Source organism: Haemophilus parainfluenzae (assembly GCF_014931375.1).
Classification (GTDB): Bacteria; Pseudomonadota; Gammaproteobacteria; order Enterobacterales; family Pasteurellaceae; genus Haemophilus_D.
In genome coordinates this window covers 17,749-41,233 of the sequence record NZ_CP063117.1, presented here as the reverse complement: position 1 = coordinate 41,233, position 23,485 = coordinate 17,749, and the positions used below count along the sequence as shown (strand labels likewise).

At 40.4% G+C, this 23,485-nt stretch carries 16 protein-coding genes; 6 read left to right on the top strand and 10 right to left on the bottom strand.

Annotation, left to right across the window (positions count from 1 at the left end):
• Window positions 1–3 precede the first annotated feature (3 nt).
• A complete protein-coding gene (locus INP95_RS00180; protein ID WP_186821521.1) occupies window positions 4–936 on the top strand; it encodes a phosphatidate cytidylyltransferase in 933 nt (310 codons plus the stop codon).
• A 49-nt stretch (window positions 937–985) separates the two neighbouring features.
• On the opposite strand, the gene INP95_RS00175 is transcribed toward INP95_RS00180, so the two are convergent.
• Window positions 986–2,200 carry a pyridoxal phosphate-dependent aminotransferase gene (locus tag INP95_RS00175; protein ID WP_005697883.1) on the bottom strand — a complete coding sequence of 405 codons (1,215 nt, stop codon included), beginning with the start codon at window positions 2,198–2,200 and terminating at the stop codon, window positions 986–988.
• A 154-nt stretch (window positions 2,201–2,354) separates the two neighbouring features.
• On the opposite strand from INP95_RS00175, the gene INP95_RS00170 reads away from it, so the two are divergent.
• From INP95_RS00170 to INP95_RS00155, 4 genes are read left to right on the top strand one after another with little or no spacing between them, the layout of a single operon-like run.
• Window positions 2,355–3,635, top strand: coding sequence for an isochorismate synthase (locus tag INP95_RS00170; RefSeq protein WP_197560664.1), 1,281 nt, complete (start codon window positions 2,355–2,357; stop codon window positions 3,633–3,635).
• Between the two features lie 5 nt (window positions 3,636–3,640).
• A complete protein-coding gene (gene menD, locus INP95_RS00165) occupies window positions 3,641–5,347 on the top strand; it encodes a 2-succinyl-5-enolpyruvyl-6-hydroxy-3-cyclohexene-1-carboxylic-acid synthase (RefSeq protein WP_197560663.1) in 1,707 nt (568 codons plus the stop codon).
• Between the two features lie 46 nt (window positions 5,348–5,393).
• Entirely contained in the window at window positions 5,394–6,137 is a 744-nt protein-coding gene (gene menH / locus INP95_RS00160; protein ID WP_197560662.1) for a 2-succinyl-6-hydroxy-2,4-cyclohexadiene-1-carboxylate synthase, read from the top strand.
• A gap of 53 nt (window positions 6,138–6,190) precedes the next feature.
• Window positions 6,191–7,507, top strand: a complete 1,317-nt coding sequence (locus INP95_RS00155) for an MFS transporter (RefSeq protein WP_049363035.1) — start codon at window positions 6,191–6,193, stop codon at window positions 7,505–7,507.
• A gap of 140 nt (window positions 7,508–7,647) precedes the next feature.
• Here the strand turns inward: INP95_RS00155 and INP95_RS00150 are convergent, their stop codons facing one another.
• From INP95_RS00150 to nrfA, 9 genes are all read right to left on the bottom strand, one after another.
• On the bottom strand, window positions 7,648–8,742 hold the full coding sequence (locus INP95_RS00150; protein ID WP_197560661.1) for a 5-methyltetrahydropteroyltriglutamate--homocysteine S-methyltransferase: 1,095 nt from the start codon (window positions 8,740–8,742) through the stop codon (window positions 7,648–7,650).
• 110 nt (window positions 8,743–8,852) lie between these two features.
• A complete protein-coding gene (locus INP95_RS00145) occupies window positions 8,853–10,055 on the bottom strand; it encodes a BaiN/RdsA family NAD(P)/FAD-dependent oxidoreductase (RefSeq protein WP_065243012.1) in 1,203 nt (400 codons plus the stop codon).
• Between the two features lie 3 nt (window positions 10,056–10,058).
• The gene (gene nrfF, locus INP95_RS00140) at window positions 10,059–11,114 is read right to left on the bottom strand and encodes a heme lyase NrfEFG subunit NrfF (RefSeq protein ID WP_065243011.1); all 1,056 of its coding nucleotides are present in this window, start codon (window positions 11,112–11,114) and stop codon (window positions 10,059–10,061) included.
• Between the two features lies 1 nt (window position 11,115).
• Entirely contained in the window at window positions 11,116–11,646 is a 531-nt protein-coding gene (locus INP95_RS00135; RefSeq protein WP_005697924.1) for a DsbE family thiol:disulfide interchange protein, read from the bottom strand.
• Window positions 11,639–13,543, bottom strand: a complete 1,905-nt coding sequence (gene nrfE, locus INP95_RS00130; protein ID WP_197560660.1) for a heme lyase NrfEFG subunit NrfE — start codon at window positions 13,541–13,543, stop codon at window positions 11,639–11,641. The genes INP95_RS00135 and nrfE overlap by 8 nt, the downstream gene beginning before the upstream one ends.
• A gap of 147 nt (window positions 13,544–13,690) precedes the next feature.
• Window positions 13,691–14,656, bottom strand: a complete 966-nt coding sequence (nrfD, locus tag INP95_RS00125; RefSeq protein ID WP_111387462.1) for a cytochrome c nitrite reductase subunit NrfD — start codon at window positions 14,654–14,656, stop codon at window positions 13,691–13,693.
• Window positions 14,653–15,330 (bottom strand): cytochrome c nitrite reductase Fe-S protein, encoded by a 678-nt coding sequence (nrfC, locus tag INP95_RS00120; protein ID WP_005695543.1) that lies wholly within the window; start codon window positions 15,328–15,330, stop codon window positions 14,653–14,655. The genes nrfD and nrfC overlap by 4 nt, the downstream gene beginning before the upstream one ends.
• On the bottom strand, window positions 15,330–15,995 hold the full coding sequence (gene nrfB / locus INP95_RS00115; protein ID WP_115912313.1) for a cytochrome c nitrite reductase pentaheme subunit: 666 nt from the start codon (window positions 15,993–15,995) through the stop codon (window positions 15,330–15,332). The genes nrfC and nrfB overlap by 1 nt, the downstream gene beginning before the upstream one ends.
• A gap of 72 nt (window positions 15,996–16,067) precedes the next feature.
• Window positions 16,068–17,591: an ammonia-forming nitrite reductase cytochrome c552 subunit gene (nrfA, locus tag INP95_RS00110; protein WP_197560659.1), complete on the bottom strand. Its 1,524-nt coding sequence runs from the start codon at window positions 17,589–17,591 to the stop codon at window positions 16,068–16,070.
• A gap of 510 nt (window positions 17,592–18,101) precedes the next feature.
• Between nrfA and INP95_RS00105 the strand changes: the two genes are divergently transcribed.
• Window positions 18,102–23,375: a YadA-like family protein gene (locus tag INP95_RS00105; protein ID WP_197560658.1), complete on the top strand. Its 5,274-nt coding sequence runs from the start codon at window positions 18,102–18,104 to the stop codon at window positions 23,373–23,375.
• Window positions 23,376–23,485: the final 110 nt, after the last annotated feature.

Genomic DNA, 23,485 nt, shown 5'->3' with positions numbered 1-23,485 from the left:
ATGATGACAGAAATATGGCAACTCTTCGGTGGTTTATTTATCGCCTTAATATTTGCTTCCTCAGTAGGATATATTTTAAAACGCAGATCGGGTGTGGATACACCAAATAGCGTTATTGATAACCTGAATGCACGCATCAATGCTTGGTGGGTGATGATTGGGATTATCTTTATTGCGAGTTTATTGGGCTTTTATGGCGTAATTGGGCTCTTTTTGATTATTTCATTTATGGGATTGCGTGAGTTTCTTTCTCTATTGAATATTCGTCGAGGCGATCATCTTGCGCTAGCCGCTTGTTTTTATGTGATCTTGCCATTGCAATATTTTTTAGTCGCCATTGATTGGTTTAGCATGTTCACCATTTTCATTCCCGTATATGGCTTCTTATTTTTACCTATTCTGTCGGCATTACTCGGCGATCCGGCGCATTTCTTAGATCGTTCAACAAAAATTCAGTGGGCATTGATGATTAGTGTATTCTGTATTTCACATATTCCCGCTTTATTGACCCTTGATATCTCTGGTTATGAAGGAAAAAATCTTTTATTAATGATCTTCTTAATCTTGGTAGTACAGTCAAGTGATGTGTTGCAATACGTTTGGGGTAAACTTTTCGGTAAGCATAAAATTGCACCAACCTTATCGCCATCTAAAACAGTAGAGGGTTTTGTTGGTGGGGTATTAAGCGCAAGTTTATTGGGTATGTTGCTTCATTGGCTGACACCATTTAATGCATGGCAAGCCTTTTTAATGAGTCTGTTAATTTGCTTAATGGGATTCTTAGGGGGGCTCGTGATGTCAGCAATGAAACGCAGTATGGGTGTGAAAGACTGGGGGAATATGATCAGTGGCCATGGTGGTATTTTAGATCGAATGGATTCACTTTGTTTCTCCGCACCTATTTTCCTCCATGTGGTGCGTTATTTCTGGGCATAGTTATAAATCATGAAATAAAAAAGAGCGGTTAATTAACCGCTCTTTTTTATTATTGACGATAAGTCTCTAAGAATCGTGCCAATTTGCCAATGGCTTCTTCTAATTGACCGGTATAAGGAAGTGTCACCACACGGAAGTGATCCGGTGAATGCCAGTTAAAGCCTTTACCGTGCACGAGAAGTACTTTCTCTTTACGTAATAAATCGAGCACAAATTTTTCATCACTATGAATGTTGAATTTTTGGATATCGAGTTTCGGGAACATATACATCGCTCCCATTGGTTTTACACAGCTAATACCCGGGATTTGAGTGAGCAACTCATAGGCTTTATTGCGTTGTTCTAGCAAACGACCACCAGGCTGAACAAATTCATTAATACTTTGATAGCCACCTAATGCGGTTTGAATGGCGTGTTGCATTGGCACATTTGCACATAAACGCATAGATGCCAGCATATCTAAGCCTTCAATATAGCCTTTAGCATGTTGTTTTGGACCATTTAAAATCATCCAACCCTGACGGAAACCCGCAACACGATACGCTTTTGATAAGCCATTGAATGTAATGGTTAATACATCTGGTGCAAGAGCTGCAATATGGTGGTGGACAGCACCATCGTAGAGAATTTTGTCATAAATCTCGTCTGCAAAAATAATCAGATTATTTTCACGTGCAACTTGGATAATTTCTTCAAGTAACTCTTTGCTATAAACTGCACCCGTTGGGTTGTTCGGGTTGATCACGACGATAGCTTTGGTTTTGGCATTGACTTTTGCGCGAATATCATCAATAGCAGGGAACCAACCAGCCTCTTCATCACATAAATAATGTACTGCATTTCCGCCCGCTAAGGTCACAGCCGCTGTCCATAATGGATAGTCTGGCATTGGAACTAAGACTTCATCACCATCATTGAGAAGTGCTTGCATGGACATAGTAATCAATTCAGATACACCATTTCCGATGTACACATCGTTTACTGTCGCATCATGAATACCTTTAGATTGATAGTATTGCACGATAGCCTTACGTGCCGAATATAACCCTTTCGAATCGCAGTAACCTTGTGCAGATGGTAGGTTGCGGATAACATCAACTAAAATTTCATCAGGCGCCTCAAAACCAAATGGGGCAGGGTTGCCGATATTCAGTTTTAAAATTTTATTGCCTTCTTCTTCTAGGCGTAAAGCTTCTTTGTGAACCGGTCCACGAATATCGTAGCAAACGTGTTCTAATTTGTCTGATTTCGGAAAAGATCTCATTAATAACATCCTATGATAATTAGATTTTCATTCAAAAATTACGTCTAATTTACGCTTAAATTCTTATCTTGAAAAGATTTAATAAAAAAATTTTTTGAATGTATTAAAGTGCGGTAGAATATGGGCTAATTTTTTGTGTGTTTTATTATTTTTCATGGGCCCTTTAGAACAAGCTAAATCTGAGCTAATTCGCCAGTTTGAAACCTTGGTGACAACTGATCAGCAATCCGCTATTGCACGTCTTCAGACGAAGATGAAATTGGGTGTTGATCTTTTGGCATGGATGAAGGGGCAACTTGTTTATCCACAATTTTATTTACGTTTTCGTGATGAAGATAAAACCGTCGCAGCGGTGGGGAAAGTGCGGTCATTTTCAGATGTGAATTTGGCACAGCAATTTATCCAAGAACACGATTTCCCTTTAGTCGGTGGTTTACAGTTTCAAGGTGAAAGCCAGTTTATTTTGCCTCAAGTTTTAATTGAACAACAACATGGCGAGACTGAGATTTCAGTTTTTGTTGAAACAAATGAGCTTAATCTGGCAAAAGCGGTATTGAATTCATTCGAAAAAACGACCGCACTTTTACCACTTAATCAATTAACCATCGAAAGCATGGTGCCAAAAGCAAACCAAGAAACGTGGTGCGATTGGGTCAATCAAGCACTCAGTCGAATTCGACAAGGGGAATTAACCAAGCTTGTTTTGGCGAATGAAACCGTGTTTGGTCTTCAGGGTGAGTTAAACGGAAAAGATTTTCTTGCAGCAAGCCAAGCAAAAAATAGTGGTTGTTACCATTTTTTATGGGCAGATAATGCTGAACACTGTTTTGTAGGTTCGACGCCTGAACGCTTATTCGCACGAGATGATCGTCAGTTATTTACGGAGGCGCTTGCGGGCACAGCACCTGTTAGTGATAATCCAAGTGAAAATGATGAACGTGCGAATTGGCTGTTAAATGATGAAAAAAACCTCAATGAAAACTGGTTGGTAGTTGAGGATATTTCACAAAATATCAGTCACTTAGTGGAACAAATTACTGTTGATGATGTCGCATTAAAGTCATTACGCAAAGTGCAGCATTTGATTCGAAAAATGCAAGCAAAATTGACCGCACTTTGTACGGATGCCGATTTACTGAAGGCGATTCATCCAACGGCGGCTGTATCAGGCTTACCACAGCAGCAAGCAAAGAAAGCCTTGGCTGAAATTGAAACTTTTGATCGTTGTTGGTATGCCGGTACATTAGGCATGATGAGTCAACATCTTTCAGAATTTTGCGTCACCATTCGTTCGGCTTTTATTGAAGAAAACCGAGTGCGTGTATTTGCTGGAGCCGGTATTGTGGAAGGCTCACAACCTGTAGAAGAGTGGTTAGAAATTGAACGTAAAGCGGCAGGGCTCATTTCCCTGTTTGCAGAGAATAACGGAGAATAAGAAGAATGTCTGTAAGCGTATTTAATCGTTGTTGGTCAAAAGTGATCTTAGAAACCTTGGTTCACCAAGGAGTGAGTCACTTTTGTATTGCGCCTGGTTCTCGCTCAACACCTTTAACGCTAGAAGCTGTGCGTTTACAAAATGCCTCTCGAGCAACGTGCCATAGTCATTTTGATGAGCGTGGCTTAGGCTTTTTTGCGTTGGGGATTGCAAAATCTACTCAAGCGCCTGTTGCCGTGATTGTCACCTCGGGTACTGCAGCAGCAAATTTATATCCTGCGATTATTGAAGCTCGTCAAACAGGCGTGAATTTAATTATTCTTACCGCTGATCGCCCACCTGAATTATGGGAATGTGGTGCGAATCAAGCTATCGTGCAACAAAATATGTTTGCTGATTACCCAGTGGCAAGTGTCAATCTACCAAAGCCTCAAGCAGATTATGCGGCGAAATGGTTAATTTCTACGTTAGAACAAGCTTGCTATAAACAAAAACAACAACCAGGCGTGGTACATATTAATGTACCTTTTGCAGAGCCACTTTATAATGCGCAAGAACAAGAAATTGACGGCCATCCGTGGTTAATGCCAATTCAACGTTGGTTAAGTCAGCCTAAAAATTGGGTTGATCATCAGCCATTACAACAAGAAGTGTTGATGCACGAGAATTGGGATACTTGGCGTACGAAACGTGGTGTGATTGTGGCAGGACAATTAACGCCTGAACAAGCAATGGGCATTAACTCATGGGCAAATACCATGGGGTGGATTTTGCTTACGGATATTCAATCAGGTGTTGAGCCTCTCATGCCTTATGCAGATATTTGGCTAGCAAACCAAACGGTGAAGCAAAAATTACTTCAAGCTGATATCGTGATTCAATTTGGTTCTCGTTTTATCAGTAAACGTATTAACCAATTCTTAGCGGAATTCCAAGGTGAATTTTGGGTGGTGGAGCAAAGTCAAAATGCAGTTGATCCAAACCACCATACGCAAACTCGCTTTAACGCCAAAGCTCATCATTGGTTACGTGCACACCCGCCATTGCGTCAAAAGCCTTGGTTACTCGAACCACTTGCGCTTTCAAAATTCTGTTCAACTTTTATTGAACAACAGGTCGGTGGCAATCTTAATGAAGCCTCATTAGCACATCATATTGAGCGTGTTTTACCTTACAACGGTATTTTGTTCTTAGGAAACAGTCTTTTTGTGCGTTTGGTTGATGCGTTAACCAAATTACCCGAAGGGTATCCGATTTATACCAACCGTGGTGCAAGCGGAATTGATGGCTTATTAGCAACGGCTGCAGGTATTGGTATCGGTGCCGATCAACCTGTGGTGGCCATGATTGGTGATACGTCTACGCTTTATGATTTAAACTCTTTAGCCTTATTTAAGAATGTGACTCAACCAACCATTATTTTTGTGATTAACAATAATGGTGGCGCAATCTTTGATATGTTGCCAGTGGATGAAGAGGTGAAAGAGCAGTTCTATCGCTTGCCACATAATGGTGATTTCTCTCAAGTCGCGGCAATGTTTGGCTTAAAATATGCCTTGCCTTACACCTGGGCAGATTTAAGCTCCGTGTTAAAACAAGCTTATACTCGCCGCCGTGCGACATTAATTGAAATCAAAACAAACCCAAGTGACGGCAGCGCAACCTATAAGCGCTTGATTGAACAAATCAGCCACGCGGTGATTGGTGAATAATTTTTTCCCCTCTTATATAGAGGGGATTTCTTTATATGGCATTATTATGATGAATCTTGTTTTTCTCCACGGCCTATTAGGCACGAAATCAGATTGGCAAAAAGTCATTGAAAATCTACCGCACTTTCGTTGTCTCTCTCTCGATTTACCGTTTCATGGAGAGAATAAAGCTGTTGCCGTTGAAGATTTTGAGCAAACCGCTCAGAGCCTTGAAGAACAAATTCAACATCTCATAAAAAATGAGCCTTATATCTTAATCGGTTATTCACTTGGTGGACGAATCGCACAATATTATGCACTGCAAGCGAAAGTGAAAATAGGGCATTTAAAGGCCGTCATTTTAGAAGGGGCGAATTTAGGTTTACAGTCTGAGCAAGAAAAGCAAAGTCGTTTGGTCAATGACGAAATGTGGGCTGAGTGTTTTTTTCATGAAAAGCCTGAAACCGTGCTCGAAGATTGGTATCAACAGCCTGTTTTTTCTCATTTAAATCATCAGCAACGCAAAGCATTAATTGACAAGCGAAAAGCCAATTGTGGGGCAAACATTGGTCATATGTTATTAGCCACTAGCCTTGCCAAACAGCCTGATTTTCGAGAGAAAGTGCGGTCAAGTTTGCTGCCATTTTTTTATTTTTGTGGTGAGCGAGATCAGAAGTTTCGTCAAATGGCAGAGGCTAATCAACTCAATTTAACGCTTATTCCTGACGCTGGTCATAATGCACATTTAGAAAATCCGACATATTTTGCTGAAAAAATCGAAAATATCGTATTAAAAATTGCTCAACCTTAAGGGAAATGCTAGGATTTAGCCCTTTCATTTTATTTGACTCTTAAGGAAGCAAAATGTCCTCACAACTTCGTAATGATCCACTTAAGGTTGCTTTAGCCTCTATGGTGGGTACCGCAATTGAATTCTTCGATTATTATATCTATGCCGCTGCGGCAGTATTAGTTTTTAACACGCAATTCTTCCATAGTGGCGATCCGCTTTCAGATGATTTGCTTTCTCTTTCAACACTAGCCTTAGCGTTCTTTGCTCGTCCAATTGGCTCTGCTTTATTTGGGCACTTCGGTGATAAGATTGGCCGTAAGAAAACCTTGGTCGCCTCTTTGGTTTTAATGGGCGGATCGACGGTCGTTATCGGTTTATTGCCGACTTATTCTCAAATTGGTATTTGGGCACCGATTTTGTTATGTATTTGCCGAGTCGGTCAGGGGATTGGTCTTGGTGGTGAATGGGGCGGTGCTGCTTTAGTGGCAACAGAAAATGCGCCAGAAGGAAAACGAGCTTGGTATGGCACATTCCCTCAATTAGGTGCGCCAATTGGTTTATTTGTGGCTAATGCGACCTTCTTCTTAGTGAGCTATTTCTGGGGGCAACAAGCCCTTGTTGAGTGGGCATGGCGTATCCCGTTTGTTTCTTCTTTAGCTTTAGTTTTAGTTGGGTTGTATGTTCGTTTAACTTTACATGAGAGCCATGTCTTCGTTGAAGCGGAAGAAAAAGGGAAAAAATTAAAAGCACCGGTGAGTGTGGTATTTACTAAACACTTTAAACCGATGGTGATTGGTACCTTTATTATGGTGGCGACTTATTCCTTGTTCTATATTATGACTGCCTTTGCTCAAGCGTATTCTCGTACACCGGCAACCCTTTCAGAAGCGGGCTATCCTATGGGGTTAGGCATTCCTGCCAATACCTTCACGGGATTACTTTTAATGAGTGCGATCGTTTTTGCGATTTTTATCAGTATTTCAGGTCTTTATGCAGATAAAATCGGTCGTCGCAAATGGTTAATTTGGACAACGGTCAGCATTTTAATTTTTGCATTATGTATGCCATTATTCCTTGGAAACGGTACACCAGCTTCTGTATTTGCTTTCTTAGTAATTGGTATGGCATTAATGGGCATGACATTTGGTCCAATGGCGGCGTTATTACCTGAATTATTCCCAACGGAAGTACGTTATTCTGGCGCTTCTTTAGCCTACAATATTGCATCCATTATCGGGGCAACCATTGCGGCAATGATTTCATTAAAAATCAATGCACTTTATGGCTTAATGGGCGTGGGGATTTATTTAGCCATTAATGCATTCTTAACCTTGTTAGCGTTATTAGCCTCAAAAGAAACGAAAAACGTTGATTTAACGCAAATCTAGTGACAAATTGATAATGAAAAGCTGATGTGAATAACATCAGCTTTTTTATTTATTGAAAGGAAGTAATAAAAAAGAGCGTATTGCTACGCTCTCAGATTACAAAAGTGCGGTTAAAAAACAGTATGTTTTTATGAAATGAATTAATCTTCACCCCATACTTCTTTAGCAATTTCTTCAACGTAACGGACTTTTGCCCATTGCTGTGCTTCCGTCATGATATTCCCTTCTTCGGTTGACGCAAAACCACATTGTGGGCTTAAGCAAAGCTGTTCAAGTGGAACATATTTAGTCGCTTCTTCAATGCGAGATTTAATAGCCGCTTTATCTTCTAATTCAGGGAATTTTGAACTGATTAAGCCTAATACGACTCGGCCTTTGTGTGGATTATTGGCAAAGTGTTTTAATGGTTCAAACCCACCAGAACGCTCATCATCATATTCCAGGAAGTAGCCATCGTATTGGGTTTGGCCAAATAACGCATCCGCAATAGGATCGTATGCACCGGTTAATAAATAGGTTGAACGGAAATTGCCACGGCAAACATGCGTTGTGATAACCATATCAGCTGGTTTAGCAGCTAATACAACTTGAATATTTTCAAGCGCTTGTGCTTTATCTGCTTCAAATTCAGGTTTTAAGTGATTGTTACAGAGTGATCCCCAATATACATCATCAAATTGTAAATAACGGCAACCTGCATCATAGAAGGCTTTGATCGCATCTTTATAAGCCTGTTGAACATCTTTGGCAAATTCTGCACGTGTCGCATAAACGCCAGTATCCCATTGAATTGGATACATTAATTGATTTGGGCTTGGAATGGTATATTTTACGACACCGCAATCTCCAACAATGTCTTTTAATTTTTTAAAATGTTTGATAAATGGGTGGTTTGGATTCCAAGATACTTTACCGCAGCAGCGAGTATTGTAAGGTTTGGTTTCCACACCATTAAATTTATAACCATGTTCAGGGTGATAACCTTCGATGCCATTTAGGTTTTCTAAGAAATCAATATGCCAAAATGCACGGCGATATTCCCCATCAGTGATGACTTGAATACCAGCATCTAACTGAGCTTGTACCAATTTAGCAATTTCTTGATCCTCAACTTCCGTTAATTGTTCACGAGAAATTTCACCTGCTGCAAATTTTGCACGGGCTTCTTTTAAAGGTTGAGAACGTAAATATGAACCGACTGTATCAGCGTGAAAGGGAAGTGTTCTTGATGTCATGTTTATATCCTTCTTTTTTATTTTCGTATGCTGATTTTAACGTAAGGATATTTCATGATCAAAGTAATGATTTTTTCATTTATGATGAAAATAATTAATGCAGAGAATTATTAGCCTTCAGCAATCCCCATTGCACAAACGGCAGCAGAACTCCATGCCCATTGAAAGTTGTAACCACCTAACCAGCCAACAACATCGAGCACTTCACCAATAAAATAGAGGCCTTTAATCTTTGTCGCTTCCATGGTTTTAGATGAGATTTCATGAGTATCGACACCACCCATCGTGACTTCAGCCGTTCGGTAGCCCTCAGTGCCATTAGGTATAAATTGCCAGTTGTGGATTAAATTCTCTAGATTTTCTAACCGCACTTTACTTAAATTTGCAATCACTTCGTCTTGAATCAAGCCTTGTTCTAACCAAAGTTCGACTAATTTTTTTGGTAATAATCGACTTAATACGGTCTTTAATTGTAATTTAGGTGAAGATTGACGCATTTCATCCAAATGATGACGAATGTTGTTATAGGGCAATAAATCTAAATGAATGCTTTCACCCGGTTGCCAATAATTGGAGATCTGTAAAATAGCAGGGCCTGATAAACCACGATGGGTAAATAGCATTTGGTGAGTAAAGGTTTTGTTTTGATTTGTTGCCGCTACGTCTAATGAAATTCCGGATAGTGCCGCGTAGAATTTTTCACTTTCTCGCCACGTGAATGGCACAAGACTTGCTCGCGGAGGAATCACATTTAATCCAAATTGTTCTGCAATTTGATAGCCAAAAGGCGAAGCGCCTAAGCCAGGCATAGAGAGCCCACCCGTGGCAATAATCAAATTTCGACATTGCCATTCAATCGCATTTACCTTTAATTTGAACCGTGCATTAGTGCTGTGTTCAACGCTTTCAACATCACTCACTTCGCTTCGTAGTTGAATGTGAACACCGTATTTGTCACATTCCGTTCCGAGCATCTTTACGATATCTTCTGCACCGTTATCACAAAATAACTGACCTAATTCTTTTTCGTGGTAAGGAATGCCATACTCAGCGACTAAAGCAATAAAATCCCATTGTGTATAACGTTTTAAGGCGGATTTGACGAAGTGTTTGTTCTGGCTGATATAACGGCCAGACGTAATTTCCATATTGGTGAAATTACAGAATCCACCGCCAGACATTAAAATTTTTCGACCAATTTTTTTACCGTTATCAAAAATTGTGACTTGTTTGCCCTGTTTGCCTAACTGAGCGGCACAAAATAAGCCGGCTGCACCGGCTCCAATAATGATATTTTCTGAATAGCGACTCATAATTTATTGTGATACTTGCCCTTTTTCAAAATAGTCTATCATTTTGATTCGTTGGATGACAGTACGACGATCCACGGCAGCATTACCTGAATCTAATAATTGCTGCCAATAAGCTTTGGCTTTTTCAGCTTCGTGATTTTTAAAAGCTTCAGTCGCCAATAATGTGATTACCGAGATTTCATGTTTATCTTGTTTTAACGCCTCATCCATTATTTGCTGGATTTGTGGTGTGATATTTTGACCTGCTTGATAATAAAGTGCGGTTGCTTTTAAGCCTAAAATAGCCGGTGTTATGCCTGAAATTTTTTCTGCATTGCTATAGGCGATGAGCGCATGATCAAATTCATCATTTTGCATATAGGCATCACCAAGCTGAGCCCAAAGCTCAGGGTTATTCACATCTTCTCGAATTTTATTTTGAATTTTGAGCACCATATCTTCTTTTTGATGCACCATTGATGTATCGGCTTTTTTATTGGCAAGCTCAACCATCTCTTTTTCGCCTTGTTGAACACGCTCAAAACGATCAAGGGAGAAGTAATAACTTAAAGGAAGAATCAATAAGATTGCAAAGACCCAAATAGCGGATTTGGTTTCAAATTTGACCGCACTTTTTTCTTCTTTAGGCGCTGTATGAGGTTGATTTTCAAGTGGTTTGGGGGCGTCTTCTGATTTTTTAGTGGAAAACAAAATCAATGCAAAAGCACCAATTAATAGCAAAATAGGCAATAGCCAGAGGAGTGCGGTATTCCATTGGAAAGGGGGCTTATAGTTCACGAAATTACCAAAACGTGCTGTCATCGTGTCGATAATTTGCTGATTCGTTTTTCCTTCATCTACCATTTTATAGACTTCAATACGTAAGTCATAAGCAATCGGCGAATTGGACTCAACTAAATTCTGATTCTGACATTGTGGGCAACGTAAAGATTTTGCCAGTTCAACAGCTCGAGTACGATCGGCTTGGTTTTTAAACGCATAGGTATCCACCATTTCTGCGTGAGCAAAAAGGGCGAAAGTCAGTAAAAGTGCGGTCAGAAATCGGGTTAATTTTTTCATTTTACTTTTTTGTTAATTCATCAAGTTTTGGTTTGATCTCAGTGAGCCACGTTTCACGATCCATATAGCCAGAATGACGATAACGGATCATGCCGTGTTCATCGACAACATAGGTTTCTGGGGCACCATCTACGCCCAATTGCATCGCAAATTCACCACGGCTATCGTCAATGGTAAGTATGAACGGATTGCCCATGCGTTCGAGCATCGCAATGCCATTTTGAGGTTTGTCACGATAGTCGATTCCAACAATGGGGACTTCTTTTGATATTTCCATCAAAAGAGGGTGTTCTTGTTGGCAATAGCCACACCAACTTCCCCACACATTAAGCAGAAAAGGTTTCTTTGGGAAATCTCTTGGGCTGACAATTTGACTCGGTTCAAGTAGATTTGCTTGATAGAATTCCGGCACGGGCTTATTAATGAGTGCAGAGGCAATTTGTTTGGGATCTTTATGCAAACCAACAAAAAGCAGTAAGCAAACGCTCAATAATAAAATCAGTGGTAAAAACAAAATAAACTTTTTATTCATCGCGTTTTCTCTTCAAATTGATGGCTGAACATAATGCGCCAAGTGCCATTAAAATGCCTCCGAGCCATAACCAGCGAATAAGTGGTTTGTAATGTAAGCGGAATGTGAACTCACCTTTGCCTAAGTTATCGCCCATCACAATATATAAATCGCCCCAAAGACCAGCATCTAAACCCACTTCACTCATGGTCATGGTACGAACGTCGTAATAGCGGCGTTCTGGTACAATTTCAGCGTAAGGTTTGCCTTGTTTTGACACGTTAAAGAAAGCAACTTCGGCGGTAAAGTTTGGCCCAATTTCATTGGAAAAACGATCATAATGGAATTCAAATTGACCTAATTGCTGGCTTTGTTGTGGTGCAAGTCTAACACCTAATTCACTGCCAAAGTAACTACTCATCACGGCGCCCATTGTCGCAATAGCCACGCCACAGTGTGCGAGAATCATCCCGAAATAGGCAAGTCTGACTTTTGCCCAATTTTGCCATAAGGTGACGAATAATACCCAAATAGCGAGGGTGAGCAACACATAAGCGAAGAAATGGAAACGTAACGCACTGTCATTTTGCAACGCATTCCAAATCATGCCATAAGCCATCACTGCTGCAGGAATGAGTAATAACAAGCGTTTGAAAAAGTGTTTCTTATCGGCTTTAAACCAGCCTAAGCAAAGAGTGCCCGCCATGGCAAAAAGCACTAACGTAAGCAAGGGTAAGAAAATACTATTAAAGTAAGGGGCTCCTACGGAAATACTGCCCCAATTCATGGCTTGGAATAGCATTGGATAGAAAGTGCCTAAGAATGTGCTGACGGTGGCCACGGTCAATACGATGTTTAAACCTAAAATCGCCCCAGTTTTAGAAATGAGTGGAAATTTGACCGCACTTTCGTTGGTATTTGTGCGTAGCGCAAATAAGCTGAGCGAGCCGACAGTCAGTAAGAAGAAAATGAGCAATAACACATAACCACGGGAACTATCTAAAGCAAAGGCGTGCACGGAAGTTAATGCGCCTGAACGGACAATAAATGTGCCTAATACACTGAATGCAAAAGCGAGTAGGGAAAAGAGTGTTGTCCAGTAGCTAAACATGCCTTGCTTTTCAGTCACCATCAAACTGTGTAAAAGTGCGAGTCCCAATAACCATGGCATAAGTGAAGCATTTTCTACTGGGTCCCAGAACCACCAGCCGCCCCAGCCTAATTCGTAATATGCCCACCATGCACCGAGCACGATCCCTAATGTTAAGAATAACCAAGAAACGAGAACCCAAGCTCGCATTGCACGCGCAATTGCTTGTGCAGAACGATTAAAGATTAAAGCTGAAATGGACATGGCAAAGTTAACGGCAAAGCCCACATAACCCACATATAAAAGCGGCGGGTGGAAAATTAAGCCGATATCTTGCAGCATTGGGTTGAGATCTCGCCCTTCTGCTGGGGCAGGGAATGCACGTCCAAATGGATTGGAGTAGAACAAAATGAAAATAGCAAACCCAAGACAAATTAAGCCGAGTAAAGAGAGGGTTTGAGCAGAAAAAGAGCGGTCATTTTTGCGAGAGAAAAAAGCAAAAGCCACCAACCAAAGACTTAATGTGAAAAGCCAAAATAAAATGGAGCCTTCATGCCCGCCCCAAGTGGCGGCCACTTTGAAAAATGTCGGTAGTTGAGAATTAGAATGCGCCGCGACGTATTCCAATGTGAAATCATCTGTCGCAAAAGAGTAGGCGAGAATACCGATGGATACGCTTGTAAAAATACCGAAGCAATAGCTTAATCCCCAAGCTGTATTGGTGAGAGTGGGTTTATTTCGCCAAATACCAATTTGCGGCACGATGGAAAGTAAGAGCGCTGCAGTGGTGGCGAAGAGTAATGAGAGAAATCCGAGTTCGGGAAGCATAGTATTCTTCAGTATCAAAGGTTGTATTTTACAAAATAAGGTTGATTTTAAGCATGAAAAACATACGTAAAATTAACCGCACTTTAGTCTTCTAAATAAACAAAAGGCGTATTGTATACGCCTTTTGATTAAATAAGAAATTTATCCTTACGCAACGGTAAGTTGTCCTGCATACAAGATGAAGTAACGTAAGCAGAGAACCCCGATTAAGTCGAAGATTGACACAAGGATAATAAAGTTCTTGTTGTATTTTAAGTTGTCTTTTACGGCAAGGTTGGCAAATAGTGGAATTAAGATACCAATTAAGAATACCCCAATCCAGAACACAGCCCCCCAGAAGCCGGAAAGAGCATTGTGTAATGCAACCACTTTCTGACCACCACCGAAGTGTAGACCAACAAAGAAACAGATTAATAAACCAAGTTCAGTTACCATAATTGGCACTTCAAATTTGTGAATGAAGTGTGATTCATGGCTATCACCTTTTAATTTACCTGCAATGAGGATAAATAAGAAGGTTGCAGCGATACCTGAAGAGGTACCTGAAGCCAAGAATAACGCTGGTAGAACAGGGTTATTTAACATTGGGTAACTGATCAATGCTGAAAGTAAGAAACCGGTATAAGCCCCTAGCACAGCGGCTAAGATGAAGAGAATAACTTCTACAGGACCAGTTAAACGTTCTAATACATTGATAATTTTACCGACGAAGCCAAGTTTTGGCATAAAACGTTGAATGAACGCCATGATATCTTCTTTGAAGATAACCGCACACCAACATACCAAGAACAGCATATAAACTTGGAATAACATTACCCCCATAGACATTACAGAGTTGAATTGATAGTTAAACATCAATTTCCAGAATGTCCAAGGACGTGCCAAGTGGAAAATTAACAGGGTTAAACCAATTAATGTTGGCACAGAACCTAAAACGGCGGCCGCTCGGATAATCCAGTTTTTGCTAGGATTTTCTAATTTGTGACTACGTTTATAAGCAATCGCTAATTGTACCGCACCGGAAGAAATACCAAGTAAGAACAAATAGATAGCGATTGTTGAATCCCACACCAAATTAGGTGTGTGAAACGGAACAGGATAATCTAATGTCATCTTCTTGGCTCCCCGTGTTGGAATGGAATATGGTAAAGATTTGGTTGAGTACCTAATTCCACTTTAGTGCGATAAACCGGATTTTCTTTCACTTTGCGGGAAACTGCACTGCTTGGATCATTCATATCGCCAAAGGTTAATGCTTTGGTTGGACAAGCTTCTACACAAGCAGGTTGTTTGCCAGCTGCTAGGTTTGTATCGCGACAGAAGTTACATTTATCCGCAGTACGGTGTACTGGGTGAATGAAACGTACGCGGTAAGGACAAACTGCAACACAGTATTGGCAACCTACACAAAGATCTTTATGCACATCGACGATACCTGTTTCAGGATCAATAAATGATGCACCGGTTGGACAAACAGCCACACAAGGGGCGTTTGTACAATGTTGGCAAGATTGACGGAAAAACTCGTATTCTTGATTTGGGAATTCGCCATAAGGTTCGCTACGGAGAATTTCCAAACGTGAAACGCCTTCAGGAACGTGGTTTGTTTCACGACAAGCATCCATACAAGCGGTACAGCCGATACAAGCTGTTTCGTCGTGTACCATTGCATAGCGTTTCGGTTTATCCGCCTTTTCCTCTTTCGCTAAAGAGGTAACTGATGTCCCCGTCATAAGGATTAGTGCCCCCATGCCGGAAACAAAGTTTCGGCGTGAACAAGCTGTCATTATTTATCCTTTTGTTCGGTTGATTGCGTTTGTGATTGTGCGTCTTTTGCCGCTTTGCGTTTTTGTTGTTCGCCGTGGCAATCTACACAAAGTTTCACACGATTTTTCGGTTGAATACCTTTCATCGCATCATCTTTCGGGTGTAATGTGTGGCAGCTTGCACAAGGCAATTTCATTGCGTGAACATCGTGCGCCCAAAGTTTTTCACGAAGTTTTGCAGGTTGGTGACAAGCAAAACAAACTTGGTTTTGTTCTTGTGCGCTATACATTGGTTTTTTATCACCAAAGATATCGCCATCAAAACGCATCACATCTTTTGCACCACGACGGTGATCTTCCGAAATATTACCGTGACAGTTTACACAGTTAATCGGTTTACCTGTGTTAGGGCTTTTTTGATTTAAGTGTGCGCCGTGGAATTTACCAAAGTGTAATTCACCACCAGATTGATCTAAAGTTTGGTTTTTATCGACTTTGTCAAATTTGTGACATTTTGCACAATATTGGTTTGGATCACGTTGGTTATCCAATTGTGGCTCATAAGTGAGTTGAGAGGCAGGTGTTTTTGCCATCTCTTCCGCACTTGCAGCCATTGGCATTGCCGCAAGCATTGCAAGCAATGCAAGGGATTTTGCCGATTTGCTGATTAAAGAAGTTAAATTCATTCTGATTACCTCAAATATATGGTTAAAAATGACCGCACTTCGACACTTTAGTTACAAAGTGCGGTTCTTTTTTTATTGTTTTGTTGCGGTATCTTCAGCTAATTTGCCATTGGCTTTCGCTTCTTTTACCCATTGAGGTACAACAGTTTCTAAGAATTCTTTTTTCGCTTGACGTTCTTTTTCGATATCGATACCCATTACTTTCCATGCTTTATCAGCTGTAGAAATATCTGGTACTTCAACCGGAGTTTTCACGCCGTGTTTAGTTAAGATTGCTGCAAGTTTAGCGCGTGCATCCGCTGCTTTGTCTATGCCAGAACCTAATACGCGAAGCATTACATCAGGTGCGTGCATGTGACCACCGTGGCTTGCTGCTGCGTAGTCCCAACGCCATTGAGCGTGACGGATATCCATTAAAGCAGGTTCCATTTCTTCTTTAGTTGCACCTGCATCCCATGCCGCTTTCGCTTCAAAGTGAGCACGAACAACTTGATCTTCTAAACGACCCATTACATCTTTCACTTCTTTTTTACGTGAAGCAACGATGTCTTTAAGTTTTTCTTTGCTTTGATCGTGACAGTTTGCACAAGTGGTATCAAATGCATCGAATGGGTTTTGGATTTGGTGGTCGGTGTAAACTTTACCGTCTTTACCTTGTACTTTAGGCATGTGACAGTCGATACAAGTTACGCCGTTTTTACCGTGCATACCTAAAGACCAAATTTCAAAGTCAGGGTGTTGCGCTTTTAACATTGGTGCTTTAGAAAGAGAGTGAGTCCAGTCACTGAAGCCGATATCATCGTAGTATTTTTCGATGTCATCAACAGTTTGACCGTTGTTCCACGGGTAGGTTACTTGTTTTAAGTCGCCCGCGAAGTAGTATTCAACGTGACAGTTTGCACAGATTTCAGCACGTTTTTCAGTACGAGCAGCTGTGTTAAAGCTTAAGTTAGCTTGTTCTTTACCTTCAGCTTTTGCTTTTGCTTGAAGTGCATTATTTAAGTGATCTAATGCACGAAGAACGTGTGGACGAGCAATACGTAATGCAGGTTTGCCTTCAGCAAAGTCTTTAGAGGTCGTATCGTGACAGTCAGCACAACCGATCGAGTTGACAATTTCTGGTCCACCTTTAGCCCATTTGGCACCAAAGTAACCATCTTCACCCCATTCTGCAATTAAACGAGGAACGTCTGGACCTTTACAAGTCCAACATGCCATTGGTTGTGGGCCATCATTTGCATTTTTGGGCGCACCAGTACGTAAAATATTACGTACATCTTCTACTGCATAAACGTGACCACGAGGTGCGTTATATTCTTTTGCAAAAGAATAGCCGCCCCATAACACGATTAAACGAGGATCTTGTTCGTCGGCGTAGATAATTTTGTCACCTTTTTCAGTCGCTTTCCACGAATTGAATTGGCTAGGATATTTCTCAGCAAATTTTTCATTCACTGCTTCGATTTTTAAATTAGGGTTTGGTGCTTCCACAGGTTGTTCAACAGGCTTGTATACCATTTCAGCCATCGCTGAGTTATACACACCTAAAGCTGCGAAAGAAGTGGCCAAAACAAGGCTTTTTCTCAATGCGTTCACGATAATCACTCCATTAGGAAAGAATAAAAAAACAATTTTAAATGCGAACAATTCCTATTAAGCTTTTGAATTCACTCATAAAAATAGCTCAACGCAAGCATAAGATACCAAAAAGCAGTAGTTTTCCTAAGGTTTTTTTTCAAAACTTTGAGGTTGATCAAACTTTAAAATAAAAATACTCATAAAGGGGTATGCTGGTATTGAGAAAGTGGTAAAGGATAATATTCTAAAAGAGGCAAAAGTGCGGTTGATTTTCATCGTGTTTTTTTACTTGTTTGAGAGGGATTAAACCCATGTGATTAGCCCATCCTGAGTACTTTTTTAATGTTCGCTTTTTACGCAAACGTTAAAATGTAAATTTTTTGTAAAAAACAGTGTAAAAAGCAAACATTTCCTTGATCTTATGCTTAGCTCCTATATACTCCAAAGACTTTACTATTTACTTGCTTAGTTTGCATTATTTTAGCTTCGCAACAACTTATTGGCCTATTTGTTTGGGAGAACCTTTTTATGAACAAAGTATTTAAGATTATTTGGAACAAAACGACACAATCTTTTGTCGTCACATCAGAATTAGCAAAAGGAGCCGTAAAAGCTTCTTCAAACTCAGAACAACGTGTAACAAGCGAAACACGTTTATCTTCTCTTTTTAAACTTTCAGCATTTGCACTTTCTTTATCTGCAGTGATGATGCCGGCGCAAGCGAAAGTGATTGTGGGGGATGGAAGCAATGCGCCTACAAATGTACATCCTTTTAGTATTGCGGTTGGGAACAGTGCCACATCAGCAAGCGGTGGAAGTACTACCGCTATTGGTTATGGCGTAAATGGTCGTTATGACAATAGTGTGCTGATTGGTGATGGCACAGGAAATTATGGTGGAACAACGGGTAGTCGTAATATTCTCATCGGTCAAAATGCTCAAGTTGGCGATAGCACTTCTGTTGTACGAGTAAACCAGTCTATTGCTATTGGAGCTGGCATTAGAGCTGATAAAGCGGCTACATTTGGTGGTAATTCTATTACTGAGGGTGCATGGGCTCGAGGCGATCAATCAATTGCGATTGGCGGTAATGTTATTTCTTATGGTAATGCATCGGTTGCGATTGGTGGGGATGATACTGATTCAGCAGCGGCTACACAAACGACTTATATCAATACTAATGGCCAAGATAAAACGGGAACGGTTCAACAAGCATTTAGAGATTTAACTGGAGGGGAGCTTCAAAGCCCTCGTTGGATGAATACAATTGCAGGGGAAGCTGCTGTATCATTAGGAACAAAAACAAAATCTGGGGATCTTTCATTAGCATTAGGTTCATTGGCTGCAGCTCAAAAAACGAATGCTGTCGCTGTTGGTACTGGGGCTAATGCATCGTTTGCAAACTCAGTAGCGATTGGTGGCGGTTCCGCAACGGATAAAGCAGGGGTTGCCTATACTACTCGTACTATTTTAGGGACAACTTATACTTGGGCGGGTGGTGCTGATACTATCGCGGGGGATGTTGTTTCCATTGGTAAAAAAGGCTATGAACGTCAACTCATCAACTTATCACCAGGTGATATTTCTGCAAACTCGACTGATGCAATCAATGGTTCTCAGCTTTATGCTGCGATGGCAGAAATTGAAAAAATTCGTTATTTCTCGGTTAATTCGACTGTTGAGGGAAATAAAAATAATAATGGTGCAACGGCAGTTAATTCTATTGCAATTGGCCCAGATGCGAAATCAAGTGCAGTTAATGGCGTTTCATTAGGTAATAATGCAACCAGTAATTTTTCAAATTCTACAGCGATTGGTTTTGCGACCCATGCTAATGGTGGTAATGCTACAGCAGTGGGTACAAATGCTAAAGCCGTTACTAACTCGACAGCACTAGGTTCTAATACAGATGCTAAAGAGTTAGGCGTGGCCATTGGCCATACTGCCTCTTCTGCTTATGCAGGCGTTGCTACGGGGGCAAATGCAAATGTTAGTGGCATTTATGGTATCGCAATAGGTAATAATGCTAATGCTTCAGAACAAGCATCTATTGCTATCGGTAAGGGCGCAGCTGGATCGGCAGCTGATGGTGTAGCGATTGGTTCATCAGCTAATGCAACGGTGCAAAATTCGGTTGCGTTAGGTAAAGATAGTGTGGCAGGTGGCAATATTTTCGGTGGAACAGCCCATGAAGCCGCTTTCAAAAATGATAATGGCGTGAGTGAAAATAAACAGTTTAAAGCTGGTTTAGCTAATAATTCGCTTGGTGCTGTTTCTGTTGGTAAAGAGGGTTTTGAACGTCAAATTCAAAATGTTGGTGCGGGCCGTGTTACTGCAGACTCTACTGATGCAATTAACGGTTCACAGCTTTATACCGTATTAACTTATAGTGGCTTTAACGTACAACAAAATGGTACTTCTAAATCACGTATCAATAACAATGGTTTTGTGAACTTTAAAGATGGTAATTTAACCACAGTAAATGTAACTGATGCTGAAAATGGCACTATTGTGAAATTTGATGTGAATACAACAAATATCACGACTAATACGACAACTGGTAATGCAACAGCTACAAATCCTAATAATATTGCTACGGCAGGTGATGTCACTGACGCAATTAATAAGGTGCGTAACATGCCAATTACTTTCACGGGTAATACCGGAAGCGCGGTCAAAAAATTAGGTGAATCTTTAGGCATTGTAGGTGATGGTACCGATATTACAAGTACAGCCGATGCAAACAATGTGACATTTACGTTAAATAAATCAACTGCCGTTACAGCAGGGGATAATAAGGCTGTAACCAGTGGGGCAGTTGATACCGCCATTAAAGCCATCAACCTGACTACAGCAGGTAATACAGGGGCTGGCGAGGTTAATCTCGCAACACAATCTTTAAATATCACAGGTTCAAATGGTTTAACGACAGTCGCAACTGGCAATGGTATTGAAGTTAAAATTGATGATGCAACTCGTCAGAAAATTGATAGAGAAGTTTCGGCCTCTGTTTCAAATGGTTCAGCTGCAGTTTCTGTTACAACTAACGGCACGACTAAAAATGCGGATGGCGTAGACGTAACAGATTATGCTGTCGATCTTTCTCAAGCAACAAAAGATGATATTCAAAAAGGTGTTGATGCGAATACTACCGTTAACACTAAAGGTTTAACGTTTACAGGTGATACTAAAGAGTCTGATGTTAAGAAATTAGGTGATAAAGTCGCAATTACTGGTGATGATAATATTACCACTGAAGCGAATCCTAATGGTGTTCAAGTTAAGTTAAACAAAGATCTTAAAGTTGATAGCGTCAAGGCAGGTGATACAACCATTAATAACGATGGTTTAACTGTTAACGGTGGACCAAGTGTAACCAAATCAGGTATTAATGCAGGTGACAAAAAAATCACAGGTGTTGCAGCAGGTACCGATGACACTGATGCAGTGAATGTTTCACAATTGAAAGAAGTGAAAGAGATTGCTAACAAAGGTTGGAATCTATCAGTAAATACCGGTGAAAATAAATCTAATATCGCACCAGATGCGACAGTCGATTTAAGAAGTGCTAATGACAACATTCAAATCACTAAAGATGGCAATAATGTAACATTTAAGTTAAATGACACGATTAATGTGACTAATGTTAATGCTACAGGTAATGTAACAGCAGGTGATACAACCATTAATAACGATGGTTTGACGATTACTGGTGGCCCAAGTGTGACTAAATCAGGTATTGATGCTGCAGGTAACAAAATTAGCAACGTGGCAGACGGTAATGTCGCACCGGATAGCAAAGAAGCTGTGAACGGTAGTCAATTATATTCATTAGGCGATACAATCAATAAGAAAATTGATGGTATGGGCTTCAATTTAACAACGAATGGTACTGAGACACCGGCTCTTTCTGACGCAGATAAACGTATTACGAGCAATGAAACATTTGCAATTAATCAAGGTAAAAATATTAAGGTTACCCAAATTACAAATGGTTATGAAATTGCGACATCAGATAATATGACACTAGGCGAAAAAGCAGAAGATGGAAAACCAGGTACTGATGGATCGTTAGATGTTAAAGGTAAAGATGGTTCTGCTGTTTCAATTAACGGAAAAGATGGTTCAATCGGTCTAGCGGGTAAAGATGGTGCAAATCCACTTACAATTAAGACCGCAGAGGGCCCTGCTGGTGTAGATGGTGATGATACAACTAAGAAACCTCGCCTAGATGTAAACGGGGAAAGTGTTGCAACTTTAAATGATGGCTTGAAGTTTACAGGTAATAATGAAAGTACGGTAAACAAACATAAACTGAATACCTTAGTGAAAATTAAAGGTGAAGGTGTAGCTGAAGCAGAGTCAACAAACTTTAAATCAGCAGCAGGTAATATCAATGTTAAAGCAGATGGCACTGATACATTAGAAGTTCAGTTAGCTAAAGACTTAAAAGGGTTAAATAGCGCTGAATTTAAAGATGCATCAGGTGATGTGACAAAAATCACTCCAGCAGGTGTTGCAGTTAATAAAGCGGATAATTTGAATGCAGATGGTTCAGTTAAAGATCCAAATAAAACTGTATCAATCTCTAATACTGGCGTGAATGCAGGTGGAAACAAAGTCACTAATGTTGCAGATGGTGATGTGAATGCAGATAGCAAAGATGCAATAAACGGTAGCCAACTTTATAATGCTGTAGCGACTACTAATTTAACACCTAATACAACAGGAAAAATTGATACACCTGTAGACGGCTCTAAATTGGTGAATGCAACCACTGTTGCAAATGCAATCAATAATTCTGGTTGGAATGTCACTGTGAATAAAGACGGTGGTGAAGCTGAAGGTGAAACTGAAACTGGTCAAAAGGTAAGCCCAGGTGATACCGTGACTTATATTGCTGGACAAAATATCAAAATTAAGCAAGCTGGTATGAATTTTACCATTTCAACCACAAAAGATTTGAAAGCTGAAAATGTCACCGCGAAAACAGTTAATACCACCACTATCAACCTTGGCGAAGGTGCTAATTCAACGCCAATTACAGTAGTAAGTGGTAAAGATGCAGCGCCGAATCTTGATGGTAAAACACCAAATCGTATGAACTTTGGTGGTGAAACTATCGCAACATTAAGCGATGGCTTAAAATTTGGCGCAAACGTAGGCGATGTTTACGGTGCGAAATTAAATAGCCAAATCAATGTGAAAGGCGCAGATAGCAACACAAACTGGAGTGAGTTTGATGGTGGCGATAATGTGATGACAAACATTGATAAGAGCGGTAATGTTCGTGTAGGTATCAAGAAAAACCTTAAAGTGGAAAGCGTAACAGCGAATAAATTCACTACGGGTGATACGGTGATTGATGGCAATGGCGTCACCATTAAAAATGGTCCAAGTATGACTAAAAATGGTATTGATGCAGGTAATAAACAAATTACCAATGTTGCGCCAGGACGTATTGCAGCAGACAGTACTGATGCGGTAAACGGCAGCCAATTACACGAAGTAAAAGCTGACATGAATAACAAGATCAACCACTTAAATGGTCAAGTTAACAAGTTAGGTAAACGTGTCAATGCAGGTACAGCGAGCGCGTTAGCGGCGTCTCAATTACCACAAGCTTACATTCCAGGTAAGAGCATGGTATCTGTGGCAGCGGGTAATTACCAAGGTCAAAATGCAGTGGCATTAGGTATGTCACGTATTTCAGATAATGGTAAAATCATTATTCGTTTAGCCGGTACTAGCGATACTCAAGGTAAAGTGGGTGTAGCAGTTGGTGCAGGTTACCACTGGTAATTTATCGTTAATAAACAAAAGGCATGGGAAACCATGCCTTTTTTATTGCTAAAAGTGCGGTCGATTTTCATCCTGTTTTTCGTATAATAGAAAGAACTTAACTCGGAGAA